General features: G+C 45.1%; 17 protein-coding genes. 11 read left to right on the top strand and 6 right to left on the bottom strand.

The genetic code is table 11. From position 1 onward, the window contains the following. Window positions 1-2 precede the first annotated feature (2 nt). Window positions 3-332 carry a hypothetical protein gene (locus tag H6G03_RS11460; RefSeq protein ID WP_190464498.1) on the bottom strand — a complete coding sequence of 110 codons (330 nt, stop codon included), beginning with the start codon at window positions 330-332 and terminating at the stop codon, window positions 3-5. Between the two features lie 152 nt (window positions 333-484). Here H6G03_RS11460 and H6G03_RS11455 point away from each other — a divergent pair, with 152 nt between their 5' ends. The 3 genes from H6G03_RS11455 (at window position 485) to H6G03_RS11445 (ending at window position 3,212) form a co-directional block, all read left to right on the top strand. Further along, window positions 485-847, top strand: a complete 363-nt coding sequence (locus tag H6G03_RS11455) for a VOC family protein (protein ID WP_190464497.1) — start codon at window positions 485-487, stop codon at window positions 845-847. Window positions 848-881: 34 nt separating this feature from the next. After that, window positions 882-2,165, top strand: a complete 1,284-nt coding sequence (locus H6G03_RS11450) for a recombinase family protein (RefSeq protein WP_190464496.1) — start codon at window positions 882-884, stop codon at window positions 2,163-2,165. A gap of 489 nt (window positions 2,166-2,654) precedes the next feature. Then, on the top strand, window positions 2,655-3,212 hold the full coding sequence (locus H6G03_RS11445) for a peroxiredoxin (RefSeq protein WP_190464495.1): 558 nt from the start codon (window positions 2,655-2,657) through the stop codon (window positions 3,210-3,212). Between the two features lie 35 nt (window positions 3,213-3,247). Here H6G03_RS11445 and H6G03_RS11440 read toward each other — a convergent pair whose 3' ends face one another. The 3 genes from H6G03_RS11440 to H6G03_RS11430 form a co-directional block, all read right to left on the bottom strand. After that, a complete protein-coding gene (locus tag H6G03_RS11440; protein ID WP_190464494.1) occupies window positions 3,248-4,915 on the bottom strand; it encodes a phosphatidylglycerol lysyltransferase domain-containing protein in 1,668 nt (555 codons plus the stop codon). Between the two features lie 71 nt (window positions 4,916-4,986). Further along, window positions 4,987-5,901: an alpha/beta hydrolase gene (locus H6G03_RS11435; RefSeq protein ID WP_190464493.1), complete on the bottom strand. Its 915-nt coding sequence runs from the start codon at window positions 5,899-5,901 to the stop codon at window positions 4,987-4,989. Between the two features lie 5 nt (window positions 5,902-5,906). Further along, the gene (locus tag H6G03_RS11430) at window positions 5,907-6,203 is read right to left on the bottom strand and encodes a PepSY domain-containing protein (RefSeq protein ID WP_190464492.1); all 297 of its coding nucleotides are present in this window, start codon (window positions 6,201-6,203) and stop codon (window positions 5,907-5,909) included. 194 nt (window positions 6,204-6,397) lie between these two features. Here H6G03_RS11430 and H6G03_RS11425 point away from each other — a divergent pair, with 194 nt between their 5' ends. Then, a complete protein-coding gene (locus H6G03_RS11425; RefSeq protein WP_190464491.1) occupies window positions 6,398-7,108 on the top strand; it encodes a response regulator transcription factor in 711 nt (236 codons plus the stop codon). Between the two features lie 6 nt (window positions 7,109-7,114). Then, window positions 7,115-8,206 (top strand): sensor histidine kinase, encoded by a 1,092-nt coding sequence (locus H6G03_RS11420; protein WP_190464490.1) that lies wholly within the window; start codon window positions 7,115-7,117, stop codon window positions 8,204-8,206. 4 nt (window positions 8,207-8,210) lie between these two features. Here H6G03_RS11420 and H6G03_RS11415 read toward each other — a convergent pair whose 3' ends face one another. Both H6G03_RS11415 and H6G03_RS11410 read right to left on the bottom strand, forming a co-directional pair. After that, entirely contained in the window at window positions 8,211-9,065 is an 855-nt protein-coding gene (locus H6G03_RS11415) for a GGDEF domain-containing protein (protein WP_190464489.1), read from the bottom strand. Window positions 9,066-9,191: 126 nt separating this feature from the next. Continuing rightward, the gene (locus tag H6G03_RS11410) at window positions 9,192-10,496 is read right to left on the bottom strand and encodes an HhoA/HhoB/HtrA family serine endopeptidase (RefSeq protein WP_190464488.1); all 1,305 of its coding nucleotides are present in this window, start codon (window positions 10,494-10,496) and stop codon (window positions 9,192-9,194) included. A gap of 165 nt (window positions 10,497-10,661) precedes the next feature. Here H6G03_RS11410 and H6G03_RS11405 point away from each other — a divergent pair, with 165 nt between their 5' ends. From H6G03_RS11405 to H6G03_RS11380, 6 genes are all read left to right on the top strand, one after another. After that, complete coding sequence (locus H6G03_RS11405) at window positions 10,662-11,099, top strand: DUF2127 domain-containing protein (RefSeq protein WP_190464487.1); 438 nt, start codon at window positions 10,662-10,664, stop codon at window positions 11,097-11,099. Between the two features lie 712 nt (window positions 11,100-11,811). Further along, window positions 11,812-13,527 carry an efflux RND transporter periplasmic adaptor subunit gene (locus H6G03_RS11400; RefSeq protein ID WP_199315256.1) on the top strand — a complete coding sequence of 572 codons (1,716 nt, stop codon included), beginning with the start codon at window positions 11,812-11,814 and terminating at the stop codon, window positions 13,525-13,527. A 145-nt stretch (window positions 13,528-13,672) separates the two neighbouring features. Then, a complete protein-coding gene (locus H6G03_RS11395; RefSeq protein ID WP_190464486.1) occupies window positions 13,673-16,780 on the top strand; it encodes an efflux RND transporter permease subunit in 3,108 nt (1,035 codons plus the stop codon). Window positions 16,781-17,121: 341 nt separating this feature from the next. Beyond that, window positions 17,122-18,222, top strand: coding sequence for an EAL domain-containing protein (locus H6G03_RS11390; protein WP_190464485.1), 1,101 nt, complete (start codon window positions 17,122-17,124; stop codon window positions 18,220-18,222). A gap of 533 nt (window positions 18,223-18,755) precedes the next feature. Beyond that, window positions 18,756-20,591 (top strand): sensor histidine kinase, encoded by a 1,836-nt coding sequence (locus tag H6G03_RS11385; RefSeq protein ID WP_199315255.1) that lies wholly within the window; start codon window positions 18,756-18,758, stop codon window positions 20,589-20,591. A gap of 271 nt (window positions 20,592-20,862) precedes the next feature. Next, window positions 20,863-23,448 (top strand): response regulator, encoded by a 2,586-nt coding sequence (locus H6G03_RS11380; protein WP_190464484.1) that lies wholly within the window; start codon window positions 20,863-20,865, stop codon window positions 23,446-23,448. Window positions 23,449-23,526 lie beyond the last annotated feature (78 nt).

Genomic DNA, 23,526 nt, shown 5'->3' with positions numbered 1-23,526 from the left:
CTTCAACCACGGTCTAAACTTTTCAAAACTTCGCAAATCTCCTCGATTGTGGCATCTTCTAGCAGCAATCGTCCATTAGGCGATTCGATTTTGGCGTCAAAAGTCTTACCAGGTCGAGATTCCTTCGCTTTTTGATACCACTTGTAAATCCTCTCGGCAATCTCTATCACCCCTACCGTCAGTCCCACAATGGTAGCAATTGTGGCAAGTGTTCCTTCTTTGGAAGCTTCTCCCTCAGTTTCCAACTTTCCCGATATCCCAGGAATTGCCAACAGTTCTTCAGTAGCGGTAATTGAATCTTCCCCTTCGACGGTAATTTGAACTTCTGACATGGATTAACCTGCTAGCGCCTACAAACCAATTTTAAGATAGTCCTGTCTGCGATACTTGTTTTTTAACTCTCTTTAACCAGATAATTAATATTCATCTGCGTTCATCTGCGGTTAAAAATCTTTCAATCATTCTAATTACCGTCAACCCAACTATGCAAATTACCCAATGCCTTCACGCCGCTATTCTGGTTTCCGATTTGGCAAAAGCCGAAGATTTTTATGGTAACATTTTGGGATTACCAAAAGTAGACCGCAATCTGAAGTTTCCCGGTGCGTGGTATCAAATTGGCAACTTCCAAATTCACCTCATTGTTGCCGATGCCATCCCATCCGATTTAGTCAATTCAGAAAAGCTGGGACGCAATCGACATTTAGCTTTTTCTGTTGCTAATTTAGATGAAGCCAAAGAACAATTACTAAATCGCGGATGTACAATTCAAATGAGTGCATCGGGTCGCGCTGCTTTATTCACACAAGACCCGGATGGTAATATTATAGAAATGAGCGAAATGTAGGGTGGGCAATGCCCACCATAAGAGGGCGAAAAAAATGAAAATTATCGCCTACCTGTATAGCGACCCGCTGTTAGAATCACCACCAGAACCAAACTTTTCAGAATGGGAAGTTGAAAAAGTTTATCGAGATTTGGGAGGTCGTCAACAACTGGGAAAATTACTCGAAGATTGCCAAACAGAACCACCTGAATATCTATTAGTTAGAAGGGTGGAAGAATTGGGCGATTCCCTCACAGAAATCGGCGATTGTCTCGCGCAATTAGAATCTCTTGGCATTGAGTTAATTTCGATCGCACAATCCCCCACTTCCTATATCCGCGCCGATTTACTCAAACTTCTGCAAGAAATCCAAAAATACCAGCGCAGTCGCCGCATCCGTCAAGGACACGCCCGCAATCGCCTCAAAGCTTCGCCTCCCCCCGGCAAAGCACCCTACGGCTATCGACGCGGCAAAGATAAATACATACTTGACAAAAGTGCAGCACCTGTGGTAAAGGATTTCTTTGAACGATTTCTGATTTACGGTTCCTTACGCGGCGCAGTGCGCTACTTGGCGAAAAAATACGGTAAAAAAATCTCCGTATCTACCGGGCGTCGCTGGTTAACAAATCCAGTTTATCGCGGCGATACAGCTTATCAGAATAACGAAATTATCTCCAATACTCACGTTGGCATCATTTCCAGAGAAGAAGGCGCACAAATCGATCGACTTTTGCGCCGCAATCGCCGAATGTCCCCACGCAGCGCCAGCGCCAATCGTTCTCTCGCCGGATTGGTTGTTTGTGCAGAATGTCAGTCACCGATGACAGTCGCCCGCGTCACCACACCCCGCCAAGCCAAAGAATACCTTTATTTGCGCCCGATAAATTGCGCGAAACGTCCCAAATGTCGCGCCATTGCTTACGAAGAAGTTTTACAGCAAACAATAGCCACAATTTGCCGGGAATTGCCCAAAGCAGTCGCCGAGATGGATTTACCGGATATGGGAAATATTAAAGTTGGAATTAAGAGTGCGATCGCCAGCAAACAAGATATACTAGCTCAACTCCCCTCACTGTGCGATACAGGCATTCTCGATACAGAAACCTCCGAATTACGCACATACAAACTGCGTACAGAAATCGCTTCCTTGCAACAGCAACTCGCGCAACTACCCCCCGTCAACTTGCGCGAAACCGCCCAAGCTGTTTCCATTCCTCAATTTTGGCTGGATTTGTCCGAATCCGAACGCAGATTCTACTTTCGCGAATTTATTCGCCAAATTCAGCTATCGCGTGAAGATACAGAATGGCAATTGCAAGTAATCTTCATTTTTTAGGGACTAAAGAGTGGGGGAATTTATACGTACATTTTCGACCTTTATGTTGCTCTCCCGTTTTCCCGTTTTCCCTTTCCCCTTTCCCCTAGAACGCCAGTCCACTAGAATAAATTGACAAAAACAACGAAATATGTATAATGTAGGGGCGAAGCATTCGGGCGACAATCGATCTCGATCTGCAACAATTTTTATGTCCGAATGCTTCGCCCTGCCGAGTTTATATAAACATACATACCTTATTTCTTTTGTCAACCAGTCCTGTAAAAGAGGTTGACAAAAAAAATAAAATGTGTATTTCTACAGAAACCTCGGCAGGGCGAAGCATTCGGATAGAAAATCTTGGGTTTTGTGCAATAAGTTGTCGCCCGAATGCTTCGCCCCTACATAACACATATTTTATTATTTTCGTCAATTTTTTCTACTGGACTGGCGCTCTAATCCCTATTCCCTTTTTTGGTAAACTTATGTAAATACTTTTTAATCTTTAAGATGATCGCTCGTCGCAACTTTCTAAGCGCTGTGCTAGCTTTCTGTCTAGCCTTACTTCCTTGGTTAAACTTCGCCCCAACTGCTTCAGCTCTCGGTGGCAAATTGCCGCCTCTGAATCAACCCGCCCCAGAGTTCACCCTACCGACTAACACCGGGGATGGGGAAGTGTCGCTGTCCGATTATCGGGGTAAGTGGGTGGTTCTCTATTTCTATCCCAAAGACTTTACTTCCGGTTGTACTTTGGAAGCTCGCCGCTTTCAGGAAGACTTGCCAAAATACATGGAAAAAAATACTCAAATCCTTGGCGTTAGTGCCGATTCTGTAGATTCGCACGCGGAATTTTGTGACTCGGAAGGGTTAAAATTTCCCTTACTAGCCGATACCGACGGTGAAGTTAGTAAAGCCTATGGTTCGTGGATAGGTTATCTATCCATGAGGCACACTTTTATTATCGATCCAGAGGGGATTATCCGCGAGGAATATACGGGGGTAAATCCAGCAATTCACAGTAGCGAGGTTTTGGCTCGTTTGGACGAATTGCAATCAGCAAATTCTTAGCGAATAAGGTGGGCATTGCCCACCCTACTCTTAAACTAAGCCTCTGGTTTAAAATAATCTAATAAGCGATCGCCCGAATCTGCCCTTACCAATCCTACCACCACATCGGGTAATGCAGCTAAACTCGGATAAACTAAATATCGCGGTTCCCATTGAGGATGAAACTTTTCTTTAAAAGCGTGCAATCCTTTAAAATTGTAGAACTGGTTTAAGTGTTCGGAAAGATAGCGCAGCGCCTTTTCTAAGCGAGGAGATTTTTCAGTTTCTCCTACACCAGAAAGCGCTGACAAACCGAGATTGAAACTATCGTATCCCATTTCTTTGCAGTGCTGAAGCATAGATACGAAGAGAAATTCCATAATCCCGTTTTCAACTTCAGCGCGTCGCCGCATCAAATCGACAGCAATTTGATTGAGTTGGTAAGCTCCTATTAAGTTAGCGAAAGCGCTGACACGACCTTCTGAGTTATGTATGACTGCGATCGCACTATCGCGGATATAATTATCGTCAAACCAACCCACAGAGAAACGCTTTTCTGCACCCTTCATCATCTGAAGCCATTCATCGCTCACAGATTTCAATTCCCGCACCAAATCATCTGCAATCGGCGGCTCGTAAAATTTAAATTGATATCCCAATTTAGTGAATTTATTAACGGCAGTTCTTAAATTTTGATTGGCTTTACCTTTGGTAGAAAACCCATTGAGATCGACAATGGCTTCTTGACCGATTTGCAATACTCGAAAGCCAAGCGATTTGTAAAGTTCCAGTTCATCTGGTAATGTTTGGTAAAAAGCGGGATACCAATCATTGCGATCGCAATATTTTTGAAATCCCAAAATCACCTCTTGCCGCTCTTCCGGTGGGCCAATGGGATCTCCTAGCGCGATCGCACCCCGACCCTTCGGAACATAAGCAATTACACTCTGACCAGAAGCGCTAAAATAATAAGATTTATCATCAAATAAAACAAATCGCGCCAAAGAAGACCGACCGTACTGCTGCACAATTTCTTTCGCTGTTTGTCGCTCTTTTGATGTCGCTGAGTTACGCAGCAAAACAGGTCGAAAAAGCATAAAGAGAGCATAAGCCAATGTGACAGCACCGACAATATAAATAGAATTGGCAAAAAAGTTACCAAATCGAGTTTTAGGTTGCAAACCGGCATTGTCTTCTGTGAAGAACATCGCCAAAGTTTGCCACAGAGCTTCTGTAAAATTAAAATTAATATTGTATTGTCCATCTAAAATAAAAAAGCCAGCCGTACCGTAGGCGAGCGTAAACAGCAAAGCGCCAATCAGCACGCGAATCCCTTGGGCGATCGAAGGTCGATCCGACTGCGCCGTAAACGCATTTCGCATCACCAGTAAATGAATTAACAGCACTCCCGCTAGCAAACTTTCCTCATAGTCAAATCCTTTTAATAAATGGCTGACTATGGAGACAATTAACAACACAATTGTGAGCAACCAAGCAACTCGTTTGCGTCTTAACAAATTAGCTGCTAAAGTTAACAATATAAAACCTGCGATCGCGGCAAACAAATGCCCGCCCGCTCGAATATAAAATGGAAATATTTCCTTCAGCCATGCTGTCCGCTCCGGTTCGCTGGGCGTCACAGCAGACCACAGGTTGACAATTCCCACCAACCCCGTCAGCAGCGCCGCAGTCCACAGTCCAATACGAGTGCGTTTTGCCAGCACAGTATCCTCACTACCTTTTATACGCGGTCAATTTTAAGTTTAGGTAATTCCTTTTTTTCGCGCCATAAAAACTAGCGGTTTGTTTGTGCAAGGGCAACTTTAAATTGCTTTCCTACATAAGTCAACGCATCAGCAAGGTGTTTGTGCCAGTAGTTCCAACCTGCATCTGGGCCAACAATCCCATGTCCCCCAGGAAAGGCGTGAAACTCATTGGCAATGCCTAATTGATTGAGCTTTTGGTGAAATGTTTGTGTAGAAGTGAGAAAATTGCGATCGTCTTCTCCCGCATCCAAGTATACCCGCAGGCGCTGACGTAGTTGCATTGGCAGCTGTTGTACAAAAGATTGCGGACTATTAGCTGCGCCACTAGAGTCAACAAAGTAACCGCTGGAGCTGAACAAAATATTAAAGTTATTCCAATGGCGCAAACCAATATTAAAAGCACCCCAACCGCCGGAGGACTGACCTCCCATCGCCCAAAACTGCGGTTGCGGCAAAGTCCGGTAACGCGATTTTACCACTTGTACCAGTTCGGAGCCGATCGCAGTCCCCACCTTGCCATTTGGCCCATCGTAGTATTGCGGGTCCCAGAAAGGACTCGTACCCCGGCGATCGTTCCCATCCGGCGTAATTACAATTGAAGCAGGCAATTTGTTGCTTTTGTAGAGGTCGTGAAGTACAGAGGTAACAGCAGCTTTATCCTCCCACGCACTGGCATCTCCATGTCCCCCGTGCAGCAGAAAAATCACTGGATAGCGTTTTGTCGGATTTTCGGCATAACCTGGTGGCAAAATCAAGCCGTAAGTACGTACCTCACCCATCGCCGCGCTATTGTACGTCTGGAGCTGAAAAGTCAGCCCGGTATTTCTTTCCACTTGCGGCGGGTCTAACTGAGGTACACCCGCAATAAACACGTACCAGTAGCCACCACCAGCTAGGATAGTTACCGTACTTCCACAAAGAATAAGTATCTTTCTGAGTTGCACAGCCTTCAAATTTCCTCAGAGCGGTTTCTAGACTTGGGTCGCGTCCGGAACCACAACATAATACCGGTGATAGCGAGAGTTAGCAAACCCAAAGCGTTGAGGAAAGGGTAGATAGCTTCTAAATTCAAGGGGCCAAATTCACCCTTGTGCCAATCTAGCAACCAATCAAAATCGCCCGCTTTGTCTGTCATATCTGCAATCTGATAAAGCGATCCGGTAATCAACGTCAGCAGGATCGGTAAAATCATGATGGGGGCAAAGATACGATGTAGCTGACGCAAACGTGCTTGATAAATTCTCATAACGGTGTTTTGATTAAGTATAAAGAACAGCGATCGCTTGTGAATGCCTGACAGATCGACTCGTAAATCTTAATTTAAGACTTACACAGCCATTTGTCATTTCCATGACAATAGAATAAACCTTACGTGACAAATCTTAAACTTTGCTGAAATTTAACTTTTGACTTTTAACTTTTAACTTTTGACTTTCTCTGATGGATATTTTAATTGTTGAAGACGAACCGGAAATCGCCAAACTCATCCAATTGACTTTGGAAGCAGAGGGATTTTCTTGCCAGCAATGCCGCGATGGACTGACAGCATTGCAAATGTTTCCCAAACTGCAACCCGATGTAATTGTACTCGACCTGATGCTTCCCGGTTTGGATGGATTGGAAGTATGCGCCCGCATTCGCCAAAAACCCGGCCCCAAAGACCCCTATATTTTGATGCTGACGGCTAAAGGCGAGGAAATCGATCGCGTCATCGGTTTGTCTACTGGTGCCGATGACTACTTAGTCAAACCTTTCAGTCCCAGAGAACTGGTAGCCAGAGTGCGTGCTTTATTGCGGCGCAGTCTTCGTCACAGTGCAGAAAACTTGGTTTATCGCACCCAACATTTTACCGTTGATGTCGATCGTCGTACCGCCTACCGCCATATGAATGTCGATCGATCTGAAGAACTCGACTTAACCACATTGGAATTTAACCTTTTAACTACTTTTATCAGTCATCCGAATCGCGCTTGGAATCGCACCCAATTAATCGATAAACTTTGGGGAGACGACTTTTTTGGTGACGAACGGGTAGTCGATACTCATGTAGCCAGACTGCGAAAAAAAATTGAACCCGATCCGGCTAATCCCATTTTTATCAAAACAGTTATCGGCATTGGCTACAAATTTGAAGACGCCGTGAGTAATTAAATCTTTATGCCAAAGCTCAATCTGGGAACGCGCTTATTTCTTTCCCACCTGCTAGCGATCGTAGTAGGAATAGGCAGCTTTTTCATTATTGGCAAAGTCTCTTCACCCCGTTTATTTGTCCTCCACCTGCAAGAACTGGAAGGCAGAGGGTTTTATTTACGCTATGCGCGTACTCAGCTAGTGCAAGGATTTGAAAACGCCTGGAGTCGCAGCAGCTTTTGGTCATTCATCGCCGGAGCCACCGCCGCCGGTGGATTGAGCTATTGGGTATCCCAGCGCATTATGCAGCCGTTAATCCAAATGGAACAAATTACCCAAAAGTTTGCCGCCGGAAAATTAGATGAGCGAATGCCTGCATTGGAAATTCCAGAACTCCATCAATTAGCTGTCAGTTTTAACCGCATGGCATCCAGTCTGGAAGGTGTGGAACAGCGACGCCGAGAACTAATTAGCGACCTCACCCACGAGCTGCGAACGCCGCTAACTGTGATTCGCGGTTACTTGGAAGAACTTGCAGACGGCAGGATTCCAGCATCTCCAGAAATTTATCAGCAATTAACAAAAGAGACAAAGCGGCTAGAGCGATTGGTAAACGATTTACAAGAACTATCGAAGGCAGAAGCAGGTTATTTACCGATCAATTTGCAGTCAGTTAATTTGCGTCCTTTGTTGGAGTCTTTGGTACAAAGATTTGCCGATCAGTTACTGGAAGAAGGGCCGGTTTTGCGATTGGAATGTCCGTCCCAATTGCCTCTGGTAGAAGCCGATATCGACCGAGTGGAACAAGTTATGGTGAATTTACTGGGAAATGCCGTGCGGTATACTTCTGAAGGTTCTATTACTATTCGCGTCTGGACTGAAGCCAGCAAACTTTGGATTGCGGTTATTGACACAGGACAAGGTATTGCATCCTCAGATTTACCTCATGTGTTTGAGCGTTTTTTCAGGGCCGATCGCTCTCGTGCCAGACATTCTGGAGGGACAGGAATTGGTTTGGCTATTTCGCGCCGATTAGTTGAACTTCAAGGCGGTAATATTCAGGTGGAAAGTCAACTTGGCAAAGGTAGTACTTTTCAGTTTTGGCTTCCTTTAGCTTAAGCACTTATTGTTCAATTATATGCTCTACCTTATTTTTACCGTCATTCTTGATGCAGTACATTAAATAATCAGATTTTTCGATGATTTCCTCAACTGATTCTGGTGGATTTAGGAAAGTGATCGCCCCGATACTAAAGGTTGCAGGCCATTTGTTTTCATCCATTAGATGCACAAGTTGCTGTTGAAGTCTGGCGATAACTGTCTCGGCTGTGTCGTATCCTATTCCAGGAAGAAGCACAGCAAATTCATCCCCTCCCATACGAGCAATTATATCTGTATCGCGAACGCTATTTCTTAGTTGTTGGGCTAAAGTTTGTAAAACTGTATCTCCTAATTTATAACTGCCGTAATCGTTAATATTTTTAAAATCATCAATATCTATATATACAACTGTAAAAGAATGTCCGTATCGACGGGCTCTTTTGATTTCCATGCTAGCTAATTCGTTAAAGGCGAGTCTATTTTCTACACCTGTAGTAGGATCGGTTCTGACTAGCTTTTTCTCTCGGTTTCGCGCCATCTTCAATTCTGATAAAAGATAGCTAACCGTTAAAAAGAAACCTAATCTGACTGATGCGTTCCAATAATGAGATGGAGAAGAAAGGGGTGATTCTATGGAATTTACGTTAGATATAAACCATGCAATTGCACTGGTAAAGGATATTAATATACCAAACTTGTCTCCGGCATACCAGGTCGCTATGCTAATTGGAATTAAATAAAATATTGATAAAGAAATATCGTTGTTTATCAGATAGTCAATCAAACCAATAATAAACACCAAAAAAAACGATAATACTAACAAGAATGACCTTGGTTGATTTTCGAGATATTTAGTTATATAGCGCAGCAAAATCATAATAAAAATGAAATCATGGTATGGATTATAGTCTAATTACAACAAAAGGGATAGGCAGCACACCTATCCTTTGAGAAAAATTTGCGATCGCCCTAACAGACCAGCCAGCCATCCTCGGCCAGCGGGCTACTGTTGTGCGGTAGGAAAAGCACCGGGTCGCACCGTTAAACTAACATTTTGACCGTTACGACGCACTTGTAGTTGCAGATTGCTGCCGACACGACTATCTTCTACTGTCTGCTGTACAGTTTTGGCGTCGGTGACCGATCGATCGCCGATTTTCTGGATGACATCACCGGCACGCAATCCCGCTTTGGCAGCCGGAGAGTTTGGTATCACTTTCACGACCAAAACGCCATTGTCTTCATCCACAGTCAAACTGCTGTTAGGATCGCTGTTAATTCTTTGTTTGATTTCCGGAGTAAGATCGACCATTTGCACACCCAAGTAAGGATGTTCCACTTTACCGCTAGTCGCCAGCTGAGATGCAATGCGCTGGGCAGTATTGATCGGAATTGCAAAGCCGATGCCTTGGGCACCTTGGATAATCGCCGTATTCATACCCACCACCTCACCGGCGGCATTTAGCAGCGGGCCACCGGAGTTACCGGGATTGATGGCGGCATCAGTTTGGATAAAGCTGACTCGCTTATCGGGAACGCCGACTTGACTGCTGGTGCGACCTGTGGCGCTAATAATGCCTGTAGTGACGGTATTATCTAAGCCAAGGGGGTTACCGATCGCGATCGCCCATTCTCCTGGTTTCAAATTATCCGAATTTCCGATTCTAATCGCTGGTAAATTATCAGCTTCTATCTTGACAACAGCCACATCTGTAACCGGATCTGTACCCAAAACTTTGCCCTTGAAAGTGCGACCGTCTTTCAGCGTCACCGTTACGGTATCGACACCATCCACCACATGGGCATTAGTTAAAATTTGACCGTCCGAGTTAATAATAAAGCCCGACCCAGTACCGTTTTCAACTCTTTCTCTCGGTACGCCCGGTAACTGAGAACCAAAAAACTGACGGAAGAAGGGATCGTCGAAAACAGCCGGCATATCGTTCTTGACTGTTCGCGAGGAATCTATCCTGACCACTGCTGGCCCAACTTTGTCCACCACTTCTGTCACAAAATTCGTATCTGCGGTTATCGGTAATTTCGCCTCCAGCTTTGGCGTCACTGGCACAATAGAAGCTTGGGAAATAGAAGGCTGGGAAATGGAGGGCTGGGAAGAAGCTTTGTTTTGCGAACCCAGGTAGCTACCTGCAAAGCTGACACTTGCCCCCAGCAGCACTAGGGATAGATAAGTTACTGGCTTTTGCCAGGAAGAATTATCGGACTTAGCAGCCTTGCCATCTGAGAAATTGTATTCGATGTTGTTCGGTTCTCTGGAACCATTACTTAAATAAGATTCTTTTGTTTGCATATCGGTTGTCTGCCGCCACAAGGTTAATTTTTCACACTTCTGAATATATAAATTCGCTGTGACGTTCCTGTGACAGGATGATTACCTCAATGTGAAAATTAGCGTGGGTGCATTCACTCGATCGCATTCCCTCTTGCAAAAAAAGGACAAACACCTAGAATTGCCATGAAAAAATTGACCAAGCGCCCGCCAGCCTTATTAGCCATTGTTGTTTACAAAGCGATTACTTCCTTATTGCTGGCTGTAACTTCGATCGCTTTGCTGTTAACGTTTAAAAACTATGATAACTTGGTTGATTTTTCCAAGTCTTATGTTTGGGCAGATAGATTGCCAACCGTCGAATGGTTCTTGAATCTTCCTCCTAAAACTATAGAGTTCAGCAGTCTTGCCGCTGGAATTTATGCAGTTGTGACGGCAATTGAAGCCTTCGGTTTATGGGCTCAGAAAACTTGGGCGAAAATTTTAGTCTTGGTGCTTGTCGGCATTAGCATCCCAGCCGAAATTTTTGAATTATTTAAAGGGATATCGCCCCTGAAGTTGATAGTCTTTATCATAAATGTAGCAGTCTTTTGGTACTTGCTGCGCCATACACAATCTAAATGATGAAGGCTTTCAGAGCGGATCGATAATTTGATTTAAAACTTGGATTATGAGGACTTATGCTGCGATCGCTCTCACAAATAAACGCGAGCAAAATCAATTTTTTTACCGACAAAAGTCATATTTGGCATGGAAAAATATCAGCGATCGCATTTAAGTTCAGTCACTAAAACCGACTAATTTTTTATTGATAGTAGTTTCAGTGATGATTTTACATCAGCGCGTTCCATGAAACTACCTTGGCAGCAGATTATTTGGGAAATAATTTTAGGGATAGCGATCGAGTTGGCCCCAGTAAGCCCAGAGCGCCAGTCCAGTAAAATAAGTTGACAAAAGAAATGAGATGTGTATGTGTAGAGTGGCAATTCAAGCCATTTTACCCGGTATTGGCCAGCAAAGCGAACACAGCTTTAGCTCACACTCTATCAGTAGATTTGTCCCTCTATTCCAGTGACAAACCTAATCCCGACGCCCCAGTCCCTATCTTGCTTGCCTATTTCCTAAATTTATATCAAACTGATATAATTGTAATTAACTTTTCTTCATAAATCATCGCGATCGAAAATCGATATGTGGTGCTGCCAGCCCTGGCGTCAGGTAGGTGGCAAAGGCTCCAGAGAGCAGTTTCGGTATCCTTCCTGGGAATTTGGTTAGGGCTGTTTGTAAAAGTGGTTCTAAGTTAAAAAATTTTTGCCCTAGAGAGGGATAGATAGCAGTGGCGCAAAAATCCTTACCAGAACAAGAAAAATACGAACTAAATGGCAAAGGAGCTCCCGTGAGTTCCACGCTAGAAAAACAGGAAGTCGATCTCGAGATCGCAAATAGTCCCACTATTGCTGAGATCCAGCCAGAAATCCTATACCAAGAGGAAGAGGAATTCGAGCAAGACTTACCTCCCAGTCAAAGGAAAGGCAGGAGCAAAGGTGGATGGCTCACCCCTGCTGTACTGGGGATGGGAGTCGGTGCAGCCGTAGCAATAGGAGTAATGCACTCTCAATCAAACCAAAGCAGCCAAAAACCCACCCAAGCACCCGCACCCTCAACAGCAGCAGCACCAGCACCAGCAAGCATGACCGTTACCGTCGCGTCGGTAGAAACGACTCCTGTAGCCAACACCATCAGCACCACAGGTACAGTTGCGGCATACAATCTTCTGCCAGTCTTACCCCAAGCCAGCGGCTTGCAAATCAAGCAAGTCACGATCGAAGAAGGGCGACCCGTGAAAGTAGGTCAAATTATGGCCGTACTCGATAACTCAGTCCTGCAAACGCAACTGAGTTCCACACAAGCACAGCTAGAAGCGTCACTAGCCGCAGTACAACAAAAACAAGCGGTTTTGGCACAAGCACAAGCAGAACTGGCGAGGGCACAAGCGACTTTAGCACAAGCGCAAGCCGATCGCGGTAGGGTAGAAGCCAACTTAGCCGACGCCAAGAGCAAGCAAGCAGACGCCGAGAGGACTCGCAAGCGTTACGAATACTTAGCCGAGCAAGGCGCAATCAGCCGTGAAGTTTTAGAAAGCCGCGTTACCAGCGCCACATCGGCGGGAGAAGCAGTGCGAGTCGCCCAAGCCGGAATTGCCAGCGCCGATGCCAATATTACCAGTGCCAAAGCCAGTATCGGCAGCGCCCAAGCAAATATCAACAGTGCCAAAGCCTTTTTATTGAGCGCTCAAGCCGATGTCCGCAACAACGAAGCCAAAGTGCGGCAGATCCAAACACAACTGGGACAAACTCAGGTTGTCGCTCCTGCCAGCGGTATTGTAGTCGCTCCCAGCGCTGACGGTCGTTGCGATGGCAACGCCGCCGCCGGGACAACTGTCGCCAGTCAGGCGATCGCACCCACAGTCGCTCGCGTGGGCGATACCTCTGGAAATAAAGCACTTTTTTGCATTATTCGCAATGGCTACCTGGAACTGCAAGTCAAGATTCCGGAAACCGAGTTAAACAAAGTGCATTTAGGCGCACCAGTCAGCGTCAGCAGCGATGCAGATAACGATATGCTTTGGCGAGGGAGAGTGCGAGAAATTGCTCCCGTAGTCGATCCGCAAACCCGTCAGGCAACTATCAAAGTCGATTTACCTTCTAATGCCCCACTCAAACCGGGAATGTTTCTCAAAGCAGCGATCGCTTCTTCAACGATTAAAGCCCTCTCAGTTCCGGCAACCGCAGTTCAGCGTCAAACTGATGGTCACCCCATTGTTTATTTGTTAGATGGTAACGAAATCGCCCACGTCGAACCAGTGGAAGTGGGTACAACTTTGGGTGGGAACAAAGGCGATATTTCCGGAGCCAAAACAGAAATCAAGAGCGGTTTGAAATTAGGCGATCGCGTTGTCGTTGCCGGTGCTGGCTATCTTAAAGAAGGTGACAAAGTGCGCGTAGTCGATCGAATAGAGGAGCGGGGAAGCGGGGGAGAAAATGTTCGTTAATAGACATCTCCTGCCAAAGAATCTCAGAGGGCAGGCAGGATGCCTACCCCACAAGAATTTTTGGAGAGCGAAGCCAATCCAAAATCCAAAATCCAAAATCCAAAATCCAAAATCCTCTCATCCTTGCATCGGCTGACCGATCTTTATGTCTTTCAACATTTCCGCTTGGTCAATCAAGCAACCAATCCCCACAATTGTTTTATTTTTAGTTCTGACAATAGGTGGTTTATTCTCATTTCCCATTTTGGGGATTGACGATTCACCTAACGTCGATATTCCTTCAGTTTCCGTCTCCGTCGCCCAACCGGGAGCCGACCCGGCAGAACTGGAATCCCAAGTTACCAAAAAAGTAGAAGATGCCGTTGCGGGATTGGGCAACATCGACCATATTCTCAGCACTGTCACCGATGGTGCCTCTAGTACAACGATAAACTTTGTTCTGGGAACGAATAGCGATCGCGCTACCAACGATGTGCGTAACGCCGTCGCTCAAATTCGCCAAAGTCTGCCGCAAGATATCAACGACCCCGTAGTCAAACGAGTAGATTTTGTCGGCGGTTCGATTATGTCCTACGCCGTCACTTCAGAACGGCTATCCCCAGAACAATTAAGCGATTTAATCGACCAAAAAATCAGCCGCGCCATCCTTGCAGTCCCCGGTGTCGGACAAGTGCAGCGCATTGGCGGCGTAGACCGAGAAATTCGCGTAAATTTGAACCCAGACCGCCTGCAATCGCTGGGCATTACCGCCACTCAGGTAAACGACCAAATCCGCAACTTCAACGCTAACTTACCAGGAGGACGCGCCAACGTAGGCAACTCCGAGCAAACTGTCCGCACCTTGGGTAGCGCACCCAGCGTGGATGACTTGAAAAATTATCAAATCACTCTCCCCAGAGGGGGTTTCGTTCCCCTTTCCAGTTTGGGAGAAGTGAGGGATAGCTATGCAGAAGCTCGTCAGGCGGCACGTTTGGATGGTAAACCAGTAGTTGCCTTTTCCATTCTTCGTAGCACTGGCAGCACCCTTGTCACTGTGGAAGAGGCGGTGCAGAAAGCTGTCAAAGAAATGGAAAAAACCCTGCCGGGGGATGTCAAGCTGAAACTGATCTATACTATGGCCGATCGCATCCGCCAATCTTACGAAGCTTCTGTGGATGCGGTAGTTTTAGGAGCTGTCCTGGCAGTAGTCACCATTTTAGTTTTCTTGCGCGATTGGCGAGCAACCTTAATTACGGCGGTGGCGCTACCCTTATCGGCAATTCCCACTTTTGTCGTGCTGAAGATATTGAACTACACCCTCAACAGCATGACTTTGCTAGCGCTGGCGTTGGTGGTGGGGATTTTGGTGGATGATGCGATCGTCGAAATTGAGAACATCGAACGCCATATGCAGATGGGCAAAACGCCCTATAAAGCTGCTTTGGATGCTTCCGACGAAATCGGTTTGGCTGTCGTCGCTACCACGATGACGATTGTATCGGTATTTGCGCCTGTGGCATTTATGGGCGGAATTCCAGGGCAATTTTTTAAACCGTTTGGCGTTACTGTAGCGGTATCGGTTTTATTTTCGCTGTTGGTAGCTCGTACTGTCACGCCGATGATGGCGGCGTATTTGCTCAAAGATAAAAAACATCATCATGACGATAAGCCGCATAAAGACATTCTCTCCTGGGTATATCGTCGGCTGCTGAAGTGGGCGTTAAACAATCGGGTGCTAACGTTGATTATGGCGGTGGCGTTATTTTTTGGCAGTCTTCAGTTGATACCTCATATTCCCACTGGGTTTATCGATCGCGATGATAGCGGACTTTCTAGTGTTTCGATCGAATTGCCTCCCGGTTCTACTTTAGAGCAGACCGATGCAGCCGCCCAGCAAGCCGCGCAAATCTTAAGTACTCATCCGGCTGTAGATACTATCTTGGCAACAATTGGCGCTCCTGCGGTGTCTGGTGGTGCTAGAGGTGGTGGTGGCTCTGGTAGTAGTGGCGTGAATACTGCCAACCTCAACGTTAAACTAAAAGCAGAAGAGGAACGCCCACCCGGTCAACATTCCAAACACATCGGACAAGTGGAATTTGAACAGCAAATGCTGCCGAAATTACAGCAAGTTCCGGGGGTACGGATCGGTTTTAGCCAAGGGCGACTGGGAAGTAAAAAGCAATTGGCAATTTTGCTTAAAAGCGAAGATGGTAACTTGTTGACTCACACCGCAGAAAATCTCGTCCAACAGATGAGTCAAATACCCGGAATTGTGGAAGTTACATCGACGGCAAGTTTGGTGAAACCGGAGATTTTGGTGAAACCAGACCCTCTGCGGGCTGCGGATCAAGGAGTATCGGTGTTGTCGATCGCTCGTACTGCTTCGATCGCTACCATCGGTGATATTGATGCTAATTTAGCTAAGTTCGATTTAGTCGATCGACAAATTCCCATTCGAGTGCAGTTAACTCCTGAATTTCGCAACGATATCGACACTATCAAGAATTTGCAAGTACCCGGTAAAAATAATACTTTAGTACCTTTGATGGCTGTTGCCGATATCAGTCTGGGTAGTGGGCCTTCTCAAATCAATCGGTACGATCGCTCTCGTCAAGTATCTGTAGAAGCTAACTTGAACGGTATGTCTTTAGGAGATGCTCTCAAGAAAGTCAACCAGCAAACCATACTCAAACAACTACCCGCAGGCGTCACTCAGGAACCTTTCGGTGATGCCAAAGTGATGAAGGATATTTTTACCGGCTTTGCTTTTGCTCTGGCAACGGCGGTACTGTTTATCTATGCTGTTTTGGTGTTGCTGTTTAGCAATTTCTTGCATCCGATCGTGATTATGGCGGCGTTACCTTTGTCTATTGGCGGCGCATTACTCGGACTGCTTGTGGGGCAAAGAGCTTTGGGTTTGTACGCCCTAATCGGAGTTGTGTTGTTGATGGGAATTGTGACGAAAAATTCGATTCTTTTGGTGGATTATGCCTTGATGAATGAGAAGGAAGGAAAACCTCTGTATAAGGCAACGTTAGAATCGGGTGTGGCACGCTTGCGACCGATTTTGATGACGACGATCGCGATGATTGCCGGGATGATGCCGATCGCATTGGGAATTGGTGCTGGTTCTCAAGTTCGCGCCCCAATGGCGATCGCAGTTGTTGGCGGTTTGATGACTTCCACTTTACTTACCTTAATTGTGATTCCGGTGCTGTTCACTTACATGGAAGGTTTGCAAAAATGGTTCCGCAAGCGCGTGCGTTTCGGTTGAAAGAGCGTCGGAGCTAGGGAAGAGGAAAAATTTTGACTTTTGACTTTTGACTTTTGACTAGCCCCTATTCCCTATCACGCCGAGATTGCTAATACGGCAGCCAAGCTAGTTAGTTTTTCACAATATACTTCTAACAGTATATCCCCAAAGATATAGAATATATGCAGACACAACAATAAAATTTTACTTCCCTGAAGCTAAGTATTAGCATTCGGCACTAAAGCCTCACAAATTTTTAGAAAAAACTCATGGAGGAGAGCTTTTTCTCTACTTTTTCACCTTTAAGGTCTATCTTATGAAGATGCTTAATTGTGGTGCATCTTTACAGAAAGTTAACAAAAATGACAAAAATCACTGTTGGCGATCAAAACCACACCTGGGAAAATAATCTACCTGATGTTTTCGCTGCCAGCGATGCAGACCAATGTGCAACACTTGTCAGTTACGAGTTGCGTACACCTCTAACTTCTATTCGCGGAGCTTTGAGTCTTTTGCTGAGCGGCAAGCTTGGCACCCTTACCAAGCAGAGTCAGCGGTTGCTGGAAATAGCCATCAAAAACACAGACCGCTTAATGCGTTTGACCAGAGCAATTGAGAATGACGAAGAACTCTCCTTAAGCATTCTTACCGCGACGAATCTGGCACTCTACCGATTGGAAAATGACTTGCGACTGGCAATAGAACACAAAGAATTGGAACTGTACTATCAACCCATAGTATGCTTGGAAACTAACAGAATTACTGGCTTTGAAGCGCTAACGCGGTGGCGGCATCCCCAGCGTGGGTTTATTTCTCCCACAGAGTTTATCCCCATTGCAGAAAAAACGCGACTAATTAATCCTTTAGGAACCTGGGCCATAGAATCAGCTTGTCGGCAGCTTAAGTCTTGGCAGCAGCAATTTCCCAATTGCCAACCTTTAACAATGAGTGTCAATGTTTCCAGTATACAATTATCGCAACTCGATTTAGTTGAACAAGTTCAACGGATTTTGCACGAAACTGGGGTAGCGAGTAGTAGCTTACGGCTGGAAATTACAGAAAGTACGATTATGGAAAATCCCACACGAGCGATCGCTACTCTCAAGCAACTGAAATCTTTAGGACTTAAATTATATTTAGATGACTTTGGCACAGGTTATTCCTCATTAAGCTGCTTGCACGAACTACCCATTGATGTATTGAAGATCGATCGCTCCTTCGTCACCCAAAAAAAATGGGATTTGATCTGGACAATTATGATGCTCGCTTACAGTCAGAAATTAGAAGCGATTGCTGAAGGCGTTGAAACAGCAGAACAATTAGCACAACTCAAGTTGTTGGGATGTCAAAAAGCCCAAGGCTACTTCTTCTCTCAGCCAGTGAACGTTGAAGCAGCTGAAGCTTTACTTACAGAATTTACACAAGCAGGTAATTTTACCCCTGGATGGAAATTAAATTCATGAATTGACTCTACATTTGTAGTGTATGATGTGATAAAATCCGTAAATTATCTTCTTGATTCTTTTGTCTCGATTGCTTCACCACTTTTTCACTTTTATAACTTCATTTTTTTATATACCTTCAACAAAGCGGTTAAAGCTGCACGGGTCGGTTCCTATCGTTCCTCCAAAGAATAAGGCTTTCGCGATCGCACATTTTAGTGTAAGTTTTTAGGCCCCAAGAACAGCAATGACGCTGACTTTGGCAGCGATAACTTGCCTATCTGTCTGGGTTTAAATACTTGGGAAAAAACCTGTCTATCTTCACGGGATTTTCACTATTGGTGCGATACATTGGATGTATACGAATTTGCCTTGCGGAATTGTAGGTGGGATTGAGCTAACGAAAGGCAACAAAGCCAAAGTCAGCGTTGAGTTTCGCGATCGCTCTACCCAACCTACAAAATTTCCTGTTTAGGGCTTACCCTAACAGTATTGAGGGATGGGCTTTTTTCCCGCTATTGCTCTTATTGCTTCTTCAGAAGAAGAGTTAATTGATGATGCTTGTTCCAGTTTTAAAGTCGTTTGTGCCCAACCAAGAAAAATCTGTTAAGACTGTTGTGCCAAGTCTATTTCAACATCTTAACATAAGTTTGCCTAACTTAAAATACCTGACTGGCTGCACGAGCATCCGACAGAAGATAAGTTGTGGTTTTGCCATCACCCTTGCAGTGGCTACAGTAGGTACATTGTTCGGAAATATGGTAGATGGTTTTTATAGAGATCGAGCGGTAAAGAAGATAGCCTTTGCCAGTCAAGAAGCAAACCGTCTGGCAGACTGGAAAACAACCATCTTGCAAATCCACCTTCACGAGCATCAGTTTGCTTCTCTCGACCTGAAACCGGAAAAATTTGAGCAGGATTATCGCAACTTACTTAATAAAATAAATCATCTCGAAATCTTAGTAGAACAAAGTCAATCATATTTAAAATCTTTAGAAGCAGCAAATGTAAATGTAGAAGAAAAAGAAAAGTATCAACGTTTTAATAGTTTTATTGTTAATTACAAACAAAATATATCTAATTATTTGCTAGAACTGAAAGCTGTCATGCGGCAGATTCCAGCCTCTAAAAATATGCCCCATGACAGCCAAAAAGCACAGCTACTTTTCAGGAATTTTATTAATAGCAAAATTGCGCTTGAATTCGATCGAGTCTCAGATGAAGTCACACAGCTAGCGGGCGACTTCTCTGCCGCAGAAGCCAAATCGCTGGATATTTTTAAACAAGCCAGTAATTTGCACGCACTCATCCTTATAATTAGCTTATTTATTTCGGCAGCGATCGCATCAGCAGTAGCATTTCGGATCAGTCGAGCGATCGCTCATCCCATCGAATTAACCACCGCCGTCGCCCAACAAGTGACCGAGACAGCTAATTTTAACCTGACAGCACCCGTAACTACCAACGATGAGATTGGCAAGCTGACAAATTCGCTCAATCAACTGATTCGACGAATTGCTGACTACACAGAAGAATTAGACCAAACTCAAGCCCAACTAATTCAAACTGAAAAAATGTCGAGTCTCGGCCAAATGGTAGCAGGAATTGCCCACGAAGTCAATAACCCAATTAACTTTATCCACGGCAACCTCGAACATACTAATATTTACGTTCAAGATGTCATAGAATTGATTCGTCTTTACCAACAAGAATACCCCCTGCCGACTGCAAAAATTCAAGACCATCTAGAAAAAATCGATTATAAATTTATCGCTGAAGATTTGCCCAAAACCCTCTTATCGATGCAGATCGGTACGCAGCGTATTCGTCACTTAGTTTTATCGCTACGCAACTTCTCGCGACTCGATGAAGCAGATGTCAAAGATGTGGATCTGCATGAAGGTATTGACAACACCTTGCTAATTCTCAATCACCGCGTAAAAAACAAAATAGAAGTCATAAAGCATTACGGTAACTTGCCGTTAATCGAGTGTTATCCCGCGCAGTTGAATCAGGTTTTTATGAATTTGCTGAGTAATGCGATCGACGCATTAGAAAGTACGCCTGATGATTACAACAAACAGATTGTGATTGCCACTGAATTTGTGCCGCCCGATCGAGTTAAGGTAAGGATTTGGGACAATGGTGCGGGAATCGCAGCAGAGGTAAAAAATAAAATTTTCGATTTATTTTTCACTACGAAGCAAGTAGGTAAAGGCACTGGCTTAGGACTTTCAATTTGCTATCAAATTATCAAAAAGCATAGCGGCTCTATGCAAGTCAATTCTGAAGTTGGGAAAGGAACTGAATTCGCGATATTTCTTCCGATTAAACAATCTTCTACCATGACAAATAATGGTTTGGGATTAACGCACAGCGTCCAAAACTAGATTTAATTTAGCCGCTCGACTTTGTGCTGGGATGTAGGACTCATATCTCAGCATATTTCATTATGTGTTGTTAGAGAAACTTTGCTTCTGTGTTTGGCATACTTAAGTAATAGACATCTCTAGAAAAGAATCTCAAAGGGCAGGCAGGATGCCTACCCCACAAGAATTTTTGGAGATATCTAATGGAGTTATTGACAAAAGTAACTTATATACTTTACCCAGACACCAATCACTCCAAATTATAAAACGAGTATGACGGCAGGGTTTTGGCATGAGAATTTTGCTAGTGGAAGACAATGAAGCGATCGTAGCGGTCGTGACAGACTTCCTAGCCAACCAATATTACATTCTCGACGTGGCTCACGACGGAGAAGCTGGTTGGGATCTAGTAGAAGCTTTCACCTACGACCTGGTTTTGCTGGATGTCACGCTTCCCAAGCTAGACGGCATGACTTTGTGTCGTCGCATACGCTCTCATGGCTACCAGATGCCAGTAGTGCTGCTCACTACTCCCCAAACCAGTACAGACAAAGTAATACGCCCAGATGTAGGAGCAGATGATTATGTAGTGAAACCCTTCGATTTAAAAGAATTGGGCGCTCGCATTCGCGCCTTATTGCATCGGGGAAACTCTGCCGCTCCAGTGCTGAAGTGGGCCAAGCTACCCCTTGACCCCAGCACCTGTGAAGTAACCTACAACGATCGACAGCTGCACTTAAGTCCAAAAGAAACACAAGAGAAACAAACCCAAATTGTCACCGCTGGTTTGCCTGACGAACTGACATCCTGGTTGCCGGAACGATTGGGAGTTGTATCGATACAATCCATTCATAGCAGCGAAGAAACACTCTTATGCTTAGAGCAAAGCAACTGGTCATTACTCATACTCGATCGCAGTCTGATCGGCGCGGATGTGGCAGCTGTACTAGACCAAAGTTATCTCAAATTCAAACAAGGAAAACAGTCAGTGCTTTACTGTCTGGAAAAAAATTTGAGTAGCAACTTACCTAACAAAATCATCGGTCAAATCTTGTTTTACCCTTTAGATTGGGAGAATCTAGCGGCGGTCATCGCAGAAACTTTGCAGTTGTCTTTACCACCTCCCTCTTTGACCCCTAACCCCACTGCCAACTCCTCTTCGTTAAATCCCACATATGTAAAAAGAAGCTTAGCGCCGGAACGGCAGAGCAAACCAGCAAGGGAAACTGAAATTTCACCTCAAACCTCGCAAATAGCACACCTACAAACCGCAGTAGGCAAGATTTGGGAAAAATATAAAGACAAGTTTATCAGCCGCGTCGCACTACTGGAGCGCACCAGCAAAGCTTTACTGGCAGGAACTTTGAACGACGAAATGCGCCAGCAAGCTGTACGGGAATCCCACAAGTTAGCCGGTTCTTTGGGTATATACGGTTTTGAGGAAGCTTCGCACCTAGCGCAGCAAATAGAGCAATTATTGCAGCCCCAAGTACACTTGGGGCAAGCAGAAGCGCAACACCTATCTCAATTCGTGGTACTTTTGCAGCAACAACTACAACAAACTCCAACTACAGAAGCTTCCGACGAGCTCAAAGTTGAAAGCCAACCCCAGATATTGGCTAAAAATTCGCCCCGACTACTAATCGTAGAAGACGATACAGAGCAAGCCCAACTTTTAGTATTGGAAGCCGCTAGTTGGGGAATGCAGGCAGATTGGGCCTGTAATTTGTCTGCGGCGAGAATTTCCTTAACTTCAAAACCACCGGATCTGGTATTGCTTGACTTATCCTTTCCGGATACCGACGAAACCGGACTGACGTTGCTCAAACAACTGTCCCAGCAGAATCCGCAACTACCGGTGATAGTTCTCACACGTTGCGATACTTTTATCGATCGCGTAGAAGTAGCTCGATTGGGAGGTTGTGGTTTTTTACAAAAGCCGATCGCTCCCAGTAAAGTGATGGAGATAGTCAGCCAAATGCTACATCGGGAAGACACTGCTAATTTGAAGGTGATGGTGGTAGATGATGACCGAGAAATGCTCCTCAGTCTGGAAACATTACTGCAACCTTGGCGACTGAGGTTGACAACCCTCAACAATCCGCTACAGTTGTGGGATGCCCTGGAAGCTACCGCACCGGACTTAGTAATTTTAGATGTAGATATGCCCGATGCGAGCGGGATTGAATTGTGCAAGGTGATACGCAACGATCCCAAGTGGAACAGTCTGCCTGTGCTTTTTATTTCGGCAAGCACAGATCCGGCAACGGTGCAACGAGCCTTTGATGCCGGTGGTGATGACTATATCAATAAGCCAATTAAAGGGCCAGAACTGGTAAAGCGCATTTTCAACCGCTTGGAACGAATTCGGTTACTGCGGAGTTTTGCGGAAACAGACCTTCTCACGGGACTCGCTAATCGGCACAGTTCGACTCAAGATTTGGAACGGTTCCTGTATATGGCTAAGCGTTATTGTTCTCCTTTCTGTTTTGGTTTTTTGGATCTGGATTATTTTAAGCAGATTAACGATCGCTACGGTCATGCAGCAGGCGATCGGGTGTTGCGGCGATTGGGTAAATTGCTCCTGCAAAGTTTTCGCTCTGCGGATGTAGTCGCTCGTTGGGGTGGTGAGGAGTTTGCGATCGGTATGTACGGTGTAACTAAACAAGTTGGCGCAAAGCGATTGTATGAAATATTGCAAACTCTACGCCAACAGGAGTTTGTCGAACCTGATGGTAGCAAGTTTCATATTACTTTTAGCGCTGGGGTGGTGCAGTATCCAGAGGACGGTACTGACTTGCAAACTCTCTATCAAGTAGCCGATCGGGTGCTTTATCAGGCGAAAAGTTCCGGACGCGATCGCGTTTTTTGTGCTTAATTAGGGGTTGGGGAAGAGGGAGAGTGGGGGAATTAATATTTTTCCTTTTTCCTCTTCTTTTTGACTTTTGACTTTTGA

Source organism: Aerosakkonema funiforme FACHB-1375, assembly GCF_014696265.1.
GTDB lineage: Bacteria > Cyanobacteriota > Cyanobacteriia > Cyanobacteriales > Aerosakkonemataceae > Aerosakkonema > Aerosakkonema funiforme_A.
The sequence above is the reverse complement of the archived record's forward strand: the minus strand, read 5'-3'. Positions and strand labels throughout refer to the sequence as shown.

Bases quoted from the DNA above. Each gene is read 5' to 3' on its own strand.
- H6G03_RS11460 (WP_190464498.1), bottom strand. From the start codon at position 332: ATGTCAGAAGTTCAAATTACCGTCGAAGGGGAAGATTCAATTACCGCT.
- H6G03_RS11455 (WP_190464497.1), top strand. From the start codon at position 485: ATGCAAATTACCCAATGCCTTCACGCCGCTATTCTGGTTTCCGATTTG.
- H6G03_RS11450 (WP_190464496.1), top strand. From the start codon at position 882: ATGAAAATTATCGCCTACCTGTATAGCGACCCGCTGTTAGAATCACCA.
- H6G03_RS11445 (WP_190464495.1), top strand. From the start codon at position 2,655: ATGATCGCTCGTCGCAACTTTCTAAGCGCTGTGCTAGCTTTCTGTCTA.
- H6G03_RS11430 (WP_190464492.1), bottom strand. From the start codon at position 6,203: ATGAGAATTTATCAAGCACGTTTGCGTCAGCTACATCGTATCTTTGCC.
- H6G03_RS11425 (WP_190464491.1), top strand. From the start codon at position 6,398: ATGGATATTTTAATTGTTGAAGACGAACCGGAAATCGCCAAACTCATC.
- H6G03_RS11420 (WP_190464490.1), top strand. From the start codon at position 7,115: ATGCCAAAGCTCAATCTGGGAACGCGCTTATTTCTTTCCCACCTGCTA.
- H6G03_RS11415 (WP_190464489.1), bottom strand. From the start codon at position 9,065: ATGATTTTGCTGCGCTATATAACTAAATATCTCGAAAATCAACCAAGG.
- H6G03_RS11410 (WP_190464488.1), bottom strand. From the start codon at position 10,496: ATGCAAACAAAAGAATCTTATTTAAGTAATGGTTCCAGAGAACCGAAC.
- H6G03_RS11405 (WP_190464487.1), top strand. From the start codon at position 10,662: ATGAAAAAATTGACCAAGCGCCCGCCAGCCTTATTAGCCATTGTTGTT.
- H6G03_RS11395 (WP_190464486.1), top strand. From the start codon at position 13,673: ATGTCTTTCAACATTTCCGCTTGGTCAATCAAGCAACCAATCCCCACA.
- H6G03_RS11390 (WP_190464485.1), top strand. From the start codon at position 17,122: ATGACAAAAATCACTGTTGGCGATCAAAACCACACCTGGGAAAATAAT.
- H6G03_RS11385 (WP_199315255.1), top strand. From the start codon at position 18,756: ATGATGCTTGTTCCAGTTTTAAAGTCGTTTGTGCCCAACCAAGAAAAA.
- H6G03_RS11380 (WP_190464484.1), top strand. From the start codon at position 20,863: ATGAGAATTTTGCTAGTGGAAGACAATGAAGCGATCGTAGCGGTCGTG.